The following is a 12,846-nucleotide window of genomic DNA, read 5'->3' on the forward strand; positions in this document are numbered from 1 at the left end:
GCTTAAGGCGCAGTTGGCGGCCACTTATGCAGCGGAAGTACAGATGCATGAGCAGACCTTTGTGGGACAAGGTGAGACATTGGCGCGGATTGAGCAGCGGTTTGCCGGTGAGCAAGCGGTGTCTGAGCGTTCATCATTGGTGAATCCATCATCGGTAAATGAGTCAGCAACCACTAACACCGGTGTTGCCAATATATCGAGTCATCCGGTTGCCGTCTTGCCGGTGGTGGCACAACTGCTGGCTGATGAGTTGCATCTGGCGGTAGAGGAAATTGATGAGCAGGCTCAGCTGATAGATTTAGGTTTAGATTCCATTACTGGGGTGACCTGGATACGACAAATTAATGCACACTTTAAATTGGATATTGAAGCGACCAAGGTGTACAGCTATCCGACGTTGGGACAAATGGTAGAGTATGTCCGTGGGCTACTGGGGCCGGTTCAGTCTGTCACCGAGACAGAAATGGCTGAGACTGAAACAATTAAAACTGAAACATTTAAAACTGAACAGAAGGAAGCTAACGCCGTACAAACTGACCCACAAGCCACTGACAGCAATGTGGTGTTAGCGGTAATAGGTGAGTTGCTGGCCAGTGAATTACATTTAGCGGTTGATGAAATTGAAACTACGGCGCAGTTTATTGACCTCGGACTGGATTCCATTACCGGTGTAACCTGGATTCGTAAAATTAATGAGTTTTTTAATAACCAGAACTCAAATGACAAGTGCCATGATAAAAAGTTAGATCTAGAAGCAACAGTGGTTTATCAATATTCTACGTTGCAAAAAATGGCTGCTCATATTGTCAGTCAACTGCCAGCTATTAAGCCGTACACACCGAATGAAGATTTATCTAAAACGGTTTCTCAACAAGCTTTGTTAAGCCAAAAAGATACGACTGATTTGAGTAGGCGCACTGATATCATATCGCCGGTGCAACATGCTCGGACACATACTTCAAATTTATTAATAGAAACTCATCAACTTAAGTCATGGCAAATTAAACAAAACGGTCAAACAGAAAACCCACAACATGGCCACGGTGGAAAGACAACACAAATTGATAGCATGGCAGCAATGCCGATTGCTGTTGTCGGGATGGCAGGACAATTTCCACAAGCCGATAACCTGACTGAGTTTTGGGAAAATATCGCCAGCGGAAAAAATTGTATTCAAGATATTACCACCAATCGTTGGGACTTATCGACGCTCTATCAGGCAGGTAGTACTGCGCCAACTGGCAAAACCAATAGTAAATGGATGGGGGCATTAGCAGACTATGATTGCTTTGATCCGTTGTTCTTTAATATTTCTCCGGTAGAAGCCGAGCATATGGATCCGCAGCAGCGCCTGTTTTTACAAAACTGCTGGCATGCGATTGAAGATGCGGGCTACGACCCATTTGATTTTGATCATCAACTCTGTGGCGTTTTTGTTGGTTGCGCTAGTGGTGATTATCGATTGTTAGATCGAGAACTGCAAATTAGCTCATACGGTTTTACCGGTGATGCCGCATCAATACTCGCTGCCAGAATCGCCTACTTTTTAAATTTACAAGGACCTTGTTTGTCCATTGATACGGCGTGTTCTTCTTCACTGGTGGCCATTGCCAATGCTTGTGACAGTTTGAATAGTCAAAGTAGTGATGTGGCATTGGCTGGCGGTGTGTATGTGATGAGCACGCCCGATATGCTGATAAAAACGGCGCAGTCGGGGATGTTATCGCAAGATGGTCGTTGTTTTACTTTTGATCAACGGGCGAATGGTTTTGTGCCCGGCGAAGCTGTTGGAGTGGTACTTTTAAAGCGATTAGCTGATGCGGTTGAGGCTCAAGATAATATTTACGGGGTAATCCAAGGTTGGGGAGTCAACCAGGATGGTAAAACTAATGGCATCACCGCACCCAATGCAGAATCGCAAACGCGCCTAATTGAGCATATTTACCAGCGGTTTGCTATAGATGTAAACCAGATTCAACTAATTGAAGCGCATGGAACGGGTACTAAATTGGGCGACCCCATTGAGATTGAAGGACTAAAAGAAGCCTTTAAATCCAGCGCGAAAGCACAACAATATTGTGCCTTGGGTTCAGTAAAAAGCAATATTGGACACTGTTTGACAGCGGCAGGAATTGCCGGGTTTATCAAGCTCATGTTGGCTTTAAAGCATCGCCAACTTCCTCCGAGCATCAATTTTGAAAAACTCAATGAACATATTCAACTGGATAGCACGCCTTTTTATATTAACCAGCAACTTCAACCTTGGGAAGTGAAGGCCGATCAGCAACGTATGGCGGCAATCAGCTCATTTGGATTCAGTGGTACCAACGCACATCTGGTTGTTGCTGAGCCATTAAAAACAAATGCGACTTTGTTGAATCAAAAACTGGTGGATGGTTATCCGGCCACAAAAGTCTTGATGCCTTTATCGGCGCGAACTTCTCCTCAGTTACTGCAAAAAATTGAGCAGCTGACACAGTATTTAAATATGCTTGAAACTGACTCAAAAAATGATAATTTGCTGATTAATTTAGCATTAAGTTTACAAATTACGCGCAGCGCAATGGAAGAAAGAGTTTGTTGGCTGGTTGAATCTTTCGATGAGTTGCAATGTGGTTTGGCACAAGTTGCAGAAGCATTAAATCAAAATTCTACTGAGCCTCAGTTATCAACCAAAAATATTTTTTATGCAAATACCAAGCGATCTCGTCAGTTATTGCGTGCGCGAGCAGAATCCGTTGAACAACAACAAGCACTCGCTAAACAGTTGCTCGACGATCAAAGTTGGCATCTGCTAGCTGAGCTGTGGACCATGGGCGGGGTATTTGATTGGCGTGAAATTTATTTAACTCAACAACAAAAATCAAACGACCCGTCAAGCCTCAAAAATATAACCCTTGAGGACTTAAACGTTCAGCGCTTGCAATTACCTTTATATCCCTTTGCAAAAGAAAGGTACTGGGTACAGCCTAATTGCTCGCAACCAGGCGTTAAATTTGAAGCAGCTCATCAAGCTGAACATTTTTCCAGTATTTCAACTACGCATTTACAACAATTACATCCATTGGTTCATCGCAATTGTTCTACCGTTTTTCAACCTGTTTTTGAAGCAACTTTTAGCGGGCATGAAAACTTCTTAAAAGATCATCAAGTGGCAGGTAATAAAGTTATGCCAGGTGTTGCCTATCTTGAAATGATTCGGGCTGCAACCTGCGCAGCTTTAGGTGTTGCCGCACAAACACCATTAGTGCTTGAAAAAATTGTCTGGGTTACGCCGTTTGTTTTTATTGATAGTGAGCAAACGATGCGGGTTTTATTGCAGGTGATCGATGAAGAACAATTGACATTTGTTGTTGAAAGCCAGCGCACAAATGAGGCTGCACAACAACATTGTCAGGGCCGGATTAAACTTAATCCGCTGATGAATGATGAGGATTTGAAAAGTGCAGAAGCGGATTATTCAAAAGTTGATATTCATGCACTAATACAACAAATTAATGACACTGCCTATAGTGCCGACGTATGTTATGCTCACTTTGCCCATATTGGCTTGAATTATGGTAAAAGCCATCGGACATTGGTTAAATTAAATCGTTGTCTATTAAATGTTTCTCAATTACAGAATGCAAAACAAGATCAGACAGTACAAAAAGAATATTTGGTTTTGGCCGAGCTAAAACTTGATGCAGAATTTCATCAACAACAAAAACAGTTTGTGCTATATCCCGGGTTGTTAGATGCAGCGATTCAAGCCAGTGTTGGTTTATATGACGAATTACCCGAACAAGCTGCTTTGCCTTTTGGACTAGATAACTTGACGATTTACCGTGAAGTTGGTGAGCACTGCTGGGCCGTGATTCAGTTGGCAGATAATGTTAGTCAGTCAAGCCAAGTACAAAAATTGAATATTGCCTTATATAACCAGCATGGTCAGTTGAGCTGCGTTTTAGAAGGATTAAATTGTCGGAAAATGTCGAGCAATATTCAGGAAAAGTCCGTGACTCACGCCGAAGAAACCCTGTTAGCCCACTCAGCAGACTGCTATTTTACGTCGACTTGGCAATCGCTTTCTCAGGCTACCCAATCTGCGTTGTCGGCTGAATCAAAACAGATTGTGCTAACCGCAGGATTAACAAGTCTCACTCAATTGTTGAATGAACAGTCTGCACCACATGTTATTGTAATTTCAATTGATGAAAACGATACCTGGGATACTTCGTTTACCGCAGAGAGTGAATTTGACACGGCATTCACAAGTTGCTTTATCGAAATTTGTTCGCAATTGTTAGCCACGATACAATCTTTGATTAAACAATATCCGGCTAAACCTATACAACTGCAATTGGTTATGCCGGGTCATTGGCATTCGATTGTAGAAGCTCTGGTAGCGGGTTTAAAGTCGGTAGAAAAAGAATATGGCAGAATTAGCGTGCAGTTGGTTTTGCTTGATCGTAATGCTAATGCTCAACAACAAATTGTACAACTGGCTACGGCCAGCTGTTACGCTGAGAATAAATTAATACGTTTCGATAGACTGCAGCCTGAGGTTTTTCAATATCAAGCAATTACATTACCACAATATGTTGACCGTAAATCTAATCAACTTTCTTCACTTAATAGCTCGTCAGCCAGCCAGTTTTCAAGCAGATCTTTATCAATCAATTATTCGCCAATTAAACAAAATGGAGTGTATTTAATTACCGGTGGAGCGGGCGGGATTGGTCGACTGTTAATCGAAATGCTTGCGAATATTTCTTTGAACATAACCATTGTCTTGGTTGGGCGCAGTGCAGAAGTTAATCTAAATGATATCACCAGCAAGTTGTCAGACGAGTCAGGACGATCACATCTGCCACCGAATCAAATCAAGTTGGTGTATCGTAGTGTTGATGTTACAAATGAACAAGCGGTTGCAGAATTAGTCAAGTGGATAGCGCAAAAGTATGGCCAACTACATGGCGTGTTTCACGCAGCCGGATTAAATCAAGATAACTTTATTCGCAACAAATCAGCACAAGAATTACAACATGTGTTAGCACCAAAAGTGGCTGGGACTTTATTGTTGATGAAAGCGTTAACGCAACCTCAGATTTCTTTGTCGCTTGATTTTATGGTGTTGTTTTCTTCGATTGCTGCATGTAGTGGTAATGCGGGACAGTTTGATTATGCCATAGCAAATAGTGTGATGGATAAGTTAGCCTTAGCGCATATGTCTTTATTGTCGGCTAAAAAGCAGTCTTCACGGGCGTCTGCGTTAGGCAAAATAATTTCGATTAATTGGCCTTTATGGGATGATGGTGGTATGCAGGTATCTGATGCTGATAAGCAACAGATGACGCAACAGTCTGGCCTACAGGTTTTAAATGCACAGAAAGCAACTCAGGTGTTGCTGCAATGTTTGCAGAGCGATTATGCTCAGGTTGTTGTCACTCAAGGTAATCCGCAAAAAATTTATCATTTGTTGGGGGTGACTGAAGCGCAGACTGCTTGCGAAAATATCTCTCTCGATAAAAACCATTTTGAAAAAACACCTGTCGAAAAAAATGCTAAGACTATTGAACCAATAACGCAAGCAAAGGAAGACCGCGTTATTGCAAAAGCCTATTCTCAAAATCAAGCGATTGCCCAAGCGGTAATTAAACCGGTCACTGATAATAATAAACAGAGGAATGCGAGTGTGAATACCTCAAATACCAATGATGAATGGTTAATTGAACAGTTACAGCAAGCGCTATTAAAACTGATTGCCGAGCAATTAAAAATTAAAATAGACGTGCTCGATTGTGAAACCGAATTAAGTGATTATGGTCTTGATTCAATTGGCTTTACCGAGTTTGCCAATCGGGTTAATAGCACTTATGACATGGGCGTCACGCCAACTGTTTTCTTTGAATTCCCTACTATTGAAACCTTTGCTGAATATTTGTTGACAGAATATCGAGTGCAACTTGTCAAGCAGTTTGGCGGGCAATCAGAACACCCCATTGGTGAGCGGCAAGCGGTTAGTACCGAGATGCATATCGATGTGCAACCTGAAAAAATTGTGCATACCACAGAATCGTCAGGCGCAGGTTCGGCGCAAAGTATGATTAAAATACCTTTGCCCTGGATGCGAAAAAATCATGCGAAAATGAACACTGAATTATCGACATTGACTGATAATCAGGTACAACAAAATATTAGTCAGCCCTCTCATACCACAGCGGCTTCATTAGCTTCGGCGGTGGCAATCATTGGTGTTAGTGCTCGTTTTCCACAAGCCAGAAATCTGGCTGAGTTCTGGCAAAATTTATTTTTAGGTAAAGATTGTATTAGTGAGATTCCAAGTGATCGCTGGCTTTGGCAAGAACTCTATGGCGACCCAAAAACACAACCCAACAAAACTAATATTAAATGGGGTGGTTTTATTGACGGTGTTGATCAATTTGATCCTTTGTTTTTTGGCATCACGCCCAGAGAGGCACAATTGATCGATCCACAGCAACGCTTGATGATGACTTATGTCTGGCAAGTTATCGAAGATGCCGGGTATGCCAGTGAGTCGCTTTCGGGTACAAATACCGGTATTTTTATTGGCACTACCACCAGTGGCTATGGAGACTTATTAAATCAGGCTGGTGTTGCAATAGAAGGCTATAGTTCAACAGGCATGGTGCCGTCTGTTGGACCAAATCGTATCAGCTACTTATTAAACTTACATGGGCCGAGTGAACCAGTCGAAACGGCGTGTTCCAGCTCTTTGGTTGCTATTCACCGGGCAATACAGGCAATTACCGCCGACAATTGCAATATGGCAATTGCTGGTGGCGTCAATATTATTATCACCCCTTGGGCTCATATCGCCTTTAGTAAAGCGGGTATGTTGTGTGAAGATGGTCGCTGTAAAACATTTTCAAGTGATGCTAATGGTTATGTGCGTGGCGAAGGCATTGGCATGTTACTGTTAAAACGTTTAACCGATGCACAACAAGATGGCGATGCCATTTACGGTGTTATTCGCGCCAGTGCAGAAAATCATGGTGGCAAGGCGAACACTTTAACCTCACCTAATCCTAAAGCGCAAGCTGAGTTGATTTATCAGGCTTACCATAAAGCACAAATTGATCCGCGTACGGTTACTTATATTGAAGCGCATGGTACAGGTACTGAGCTCGGTGATCCAGTTGAAATAAATGGCTTAAAAGCTGCATTCAGTCGGTTGCAACAAACTTACAGTAACAGTACATCCGTGGATGAGCATTACTACTGCGGAATTGGATCGGTTAAAAGTAATATTGGACATTTGGAATTATCTGCTGGTGTGGCCGGCGTGATTAAAGTTTTATTGCAATTTAAACAGGCAATGCGTGTTAAATCTTTACACAGTGAAAAAATTAATCCGTATATACAATTACAAAATACGCCATTTTATATTGTGCAACAAAACGAAAACTGGTCGCGACTGACTGACGAATCTGGTCAAATTATTCCCCGAAGAGCAGGGGTGAGTTCTTTTGGGTTTGGTGGAGCCAATGCGCATGTACTTCTTGAAGAATATATCGCACCACCGGCTAATAATCTTGTGCAGAAAGAAAACCATGTGCAGCAAAAATCTTTTGCACAAGATAAAATGGTGGGTGCTCAATCGGTTATTATTCCGCTTTCAGCAAAGACACCGCAAAGTTTGCAGCAAATGGTCCGCCAATTGTTTGAGTTTTTGCAAAAACAATTGACGCTGACTGAAGCAATGACGGATGCCGCAACTGAAACAGCAACTGATACGAATGATAAATTTAAAGCCGATTTGAAATGTGACAATTTAACGTTGCAAAATCTGGCTTATACCTTACAGGTGGGGCGTGATGCCATGCAGGAAAGAGTTGCCTGGGTTGTGGATTCTTTCGATGCGTTAATCGAAGCGCTCAATACATTTTTAATTGAAGGTACTGAAGCGCAATCAGTATATTCCGGCAGAGTAAGAAACAATAAGTCAGATATTAGTGAATTGACCGCCGATGAAGATTGGCAGCTTACTGTACAAAACTGGCTGGCGAAGAAAAAATATCATAAGCTGGCGGCCTTATGGGTAAAAGGTGGAAACATTCAATGGCAGCAACTTTATCCTCAAGGGCCCTTACAACGATTACACCTGCCGACTTATGCATTTGATAATAGTCGAATTTGGTTTGAGGTTGATAGCCTGGCACAAAATAGTGTCAGTTATGGTGGACTTTATCACCCCCCTCAAAGTGATGAATTAAATTCGCAAGCCAATCCAGTGTGGGAGAATATTTCAGATTTTTATCGACATGCTTATCAAGTTAGGGTACAGCCCAACCGATTTACTGAGAAACTTTTAACCAATCAAGAAAGATATTTACATGAGTCGGTCATATTACAATGGGTCATTGCGACATTTAGTGATGCAATAAAATCTACTCAGTCAGCAGTGAGCCTGTCGCAGGTTGTATTTCTCAATACGATATCATGTGATGAAGCTCGTGTTATTGAACTGGTCTTTAAGGTGTCTGATTCAAGTATCGAAAATAGCTTTGAATTTAAAGTAATAAGTCGTACCGAAATTGCTGAATCATCGATTGTCTATTGTCAGGGAATAATTGCGCAAAATATTGGGCGAGTGTCTCAATCAGTTAATTTGGATATTGCTCCGGTCGCTGAACAATTGGCCGGTCAAAATATTGGGTATCCGCAAGCATTGAACGACAGCATGGCCAATTCAAGTGCGACCCCAAATAATATCAAGATTTTAAATGTTATTCAGACTGAACAAATGATTGCTGCCAATATTCAATTGTTAACAACCAATGCAACGGACTGCTTCAATCAAGACATTCAGGTTGACATGACTCTTGCAAGATCTAATAAGGACTGTCTGTCTCAGCAAGGTTTTTCACAAGCTTCACTATTAAACAGACTGTTATTAAGTTTGTTTGAATTAACAGCAAAATTAGTTAATGAATCGGTTACCGATATTTATGCGTTTGATGAATTGAATTGGCAGTGTGACACATACCACATGCTTGAATCGTCTCAGCAAATGACACCACAAACTAATTTGGATCAATGGTTAGTTGTTGTTGAAGAGCAGCCTGCTACATCGTCTAAAGAGAAAACTTTTCTAGCATTGGTTTACAATAATCATCAGCAACTTTGTCTATCGGTTAAGGGAATTGGGATTAGTGCTCCAATGAATACCACGTTGGAGGGATTACTGAACCAAAAAACGGGTAAGTCCTGGGTTGTGTTGAATGAATCTTGGCAGTTACAACCGCTCGATGCACATCAGCAAGACTGGTATCACAAAATTCATACTCAACCCTCACAAGATATTGTGATTATCAGTGATCAGGTAAGCGATTATGACAACTTCAAAAGTATTTGCCAACAGTTGTTAACGATTGCTGACTTGCCTGCGAGTCATTGGTCGATTACAGGTGTTCAGTTCAACCAGTTAAACCAACTTGAAAAATTGCTGAAACAGAGTCAACAGCCTGTAACACTATTTATATTACTGCCAGATGATATTTCAAAAATGCAAACGCTGACGTCAGCGGCCAAAAATGAGTACAGTAAGGATAAAGTAGAAAGTCAAACAGACGACCCAATAAATATTGAAAATAAGCAACAGGTAATTTATGAATGTTTACAACAAACGATCAGTAATGCATCACAACGACAACTAACACTCTACTGCTTTTATACTAATCATGGTGTTTTGTACGCCCAAGAGCAGTTGGCGTATCAGGCTTTAAGTGGCTTGTTTAAGTCAGCAATGCTTGAGTGTCCAAACCATTGTTATCAAACATTATCGATGACTGCAACGAAAGATAGACAATCGATTGCTCGAAAATTACTGGAAGAGTGGTTACATAATTCTGTTGAACAAACTGGAGAGAGTCACTCAGCTAATTTATCTGCTATGCGTGTACCTATGATTCAGTATATTGAGCAGCAGCGCTATGTTCTACAACTGAATGAATTGACTGATTATCAAAGCGGTACGCAGGTCATTGGTTTTAAAAAGCAGGCAACTTATTTAATGGTCGGGGCTCTGGGTGATGTCGGGCAATTAATTTGTCATCAATTGGCAACGCACTATCAAGCAAGGCTGGTGATCTTGTCTAGCCGTTCGGCCGAAGTTGTAGCAGATAAATTGGCTGCGATTGAGTCTTTGGGAAGCCAAGTGATTTATCATCAGGTTGATATTTTAGATGAAAGTGCGTTACTGGCAATAAAACAAAAACTGGCACAACAAAATATTGTGATTCAGGGCGTCATTCATATGGCGCGTAGAGTCAAAGATGCACTGATTATTCATAAGTCCTTTACTGAGTTTAATCAGATTATGGCTGCGAAAGTTCAGGGAACGATTAATATAGACAAAATGATGGCAGACCAACCGCTAGACTTTTTTATGATTTATTCATCAATGGCGGCGTTTGGTATAAAAGGATCGGCTGACTATGCTTACTCAACCGCGTTTCAAAATGCTTTTGTTAATTACCGCCAACAACTGGTGAAACAACAACAACGCCGTGGTCGTTCATTGGCTATCTGTTGGGGGCAATGGGAAGTTGATGGAGCGGTTAATCAGGCACAATTAAATCTTCGCACTCAACAGCTTGAACAAATGGGCATGTCAGTTATTGATGCGCAATCAGCTATGCACTTAATGGATGCCAGCTTAAATGGCGTGGCGGATGTGGTTGGCTATATTGCTGCCAGTGATCGCAATAAAGTAAAAGCCTTATTAAATTTTCAAGATGTTTCTCAGAGTTTATCGTCTAGCTCTGCATCGGTTTTGAATAATGAAAGTTCGACAATCAATATTGACCTGCTAGTACAAGAATTTACTACAGGAAAAATTGATAAAACCGACTTTATCGCACAAATTTCTGCTATTCCTGAAGATTCCATCAGTGATTCAGCCTTATCACAGATTGTTCAAGCGATTCAAATTTGGGATGAAAAACAGTCTTTGTACGACAAAAAATCCTTGGATAATCAACCGCCATTTAAACCGCTGACAATAGCGCCTGATAATGCTAATAGCGGTCAGGCAGGATTAAAATATAATCGAGTCAAGCCCGCTAAATCCAAGCCATATACGACTGATTATTCAGTGTCCAAAAAAGAGGGGGCGGCAGCCACTCAACATCATTTTGCCGAGCAAAGTGCTTCAGTGGTAGCAGAAACTAATGCCCAAAACAGACTTGAATCAATAGCAACCAAAAGCAAATCTGTCGATACTGATTCTTCCCAGGTTGATCAAATTAAAAGCACACTTAGTGAAGCTATGCAGACTATTTTGAAAATAAATGCAGCCGCTATTGATGTTGATAAAACCTTTCAGGAATATGGATTAGATTCGATTACGGCGGTGCAATTAACCACGGCATTAGAAAAGCAATTTAACGTTAACATAGCACCCAACTGGCTGATCGATTATTCCACGATTAATTTATTAGCAAAAAAACTGTCGCAGGTATGCGCCTAAAGCAAGGGTTTAGTGTTTTTGCTCGAGTCTCTGTTTGATGTTTTAGTCTGATTTTTCAGTCTAATGCCTCAGCGCTTCAAAGTGTGTACTGATAATCGTTTTTTAAATATCGGGGATAAAGATGAATCAAAATAAAAATCAGCAAATTGCAGATATTTTTGCGAGTGTCGAAAGTAAATCAATATTTGACAATAAGCAAAATGCCAGTCAATCAATGACATTTAGTTATCTGTTTTTCTCTGATGTGAGAAAAGATATTACTGACCAAAATAAGTATCGCTTTGCCAGAGAGTTAGTTGAGTTTGCTGACCAAAGCGGATTTCATGCGGTTTATTTTCCCGAACGACATTTTTATGAGTTTGGTTCGATTTACGCCAACAACAGTATTATGGCGGCCTATTTTGCACCGTTAACAAAAAACATTCGTTTGCGTACGGCAGCGGTAACCGCCACTTTACATCATCCGGTAGAAATAGTTGAAAACTGGGCTATGGTCGATATTTTGTCAAATGGCCGAGTGGATTTGGGTATTGGTAATGGTTGGAATAAAGCCGATTTTGTGTTGTCGCCCGATACTTATCATGATCGTGTCAATTTACGAAATGAAAGAATTCCCATGATTCAAAAATTGTGGCGAGGTGAGAGTATTGAATTTGCCGGACCCGATGGTGAAATGTTTAGCACCCGAGTTTTTCCGCGGCCCATTCAGCCAGAAATTAATATCTGGTATGTTTCGGCGTCACCACAAGGGTTTGAATATGCCGGTAGTATGGGGTACAACATTTTTACCATGCTTTATGGCATTGACTTAAATGAATTAGAGAAAAAAATAAAGGCTTATCGCAAGGCGAGGGCTAAAGCAGGATTCGATCCTGAAGCGGGTATTGTTTCCTTAATGATGCATACTTTCGTTCACCCCGATGCTGAGTGGGTAAATCGAGTGGTGCGCGAACCTTTTAAGGACTATATTCGCAGTAGTCTTGCACCTCACATGAAAGCAGCAGGTAAAAAACTAGACCAACAAGAAATGGAAAAAATGGTCGACTACTCTTATGCGCGATACTTTCAAACTGGTGGTGTTTTTGGTGACTTATCGATGTGTCAAAAACAAATCGACCATGCCAGGCAGGTAGGGGTCAATGATATTGCGTTCTTGCAGGATTTTGGTATTGATTATGCTGCGGTTAAAGATTCGCTGATTTATCTGGAGCAACTGGTTAAACAAAATCAGTGAGTTTGTTAGAGCATAATCCACTATAAAAATATCTTTGTCGTGACCTGCTTTTGCGTAAAAGCTATTGCAAACAATAAAAGCGATATAAATCTATACATAAGATGCTGCTCTTAAA

The 12,846-nt window shown here is 41.1% G+C and carries 2 protein-coding genes; both read left to right on the forward strand.

The window, feature by feature from the left end:
• The first annotated feature begins 43 nt into the window (after positions 1-43).
• Complete coding sequence (locus ABVT42_RS11720; protein WP_367023820.1) at positions 44-11,497, forward strand: SDR family NAD(P)-dependent oxidoreductase; 11,454 nt, start codon at positions 44-46, stop codon at positions 11,495-11,497.
• 121 nt (positions 11,498-11,618) lie between these two features.
• The gene (locus tag ABVT42_RS11725) at positions 11,619-12,731 is read left to right on the forward strand and encodes a MupA/Atu3671 family FMN-dependent luciferase-like monooxygenase (protein ID WP_353896008.1); all 1,113 of its coding nucleotides are present in this window, start codon (positions 11,619-11,621) and stop codon (positions 12,729-12,731) included.
• Positions 12,732-12,846 lie beyond the last annotated feature (115 nt).

This window comes from Aliikangiella maris (assembly GCF_040719265.1).
Lineage (GTDB): Bacteria > Pseudomonadota > Gammaproteobacteria > Enterobacterales > Kangiellaceae > Aliikangiella > Aliikangiella maris.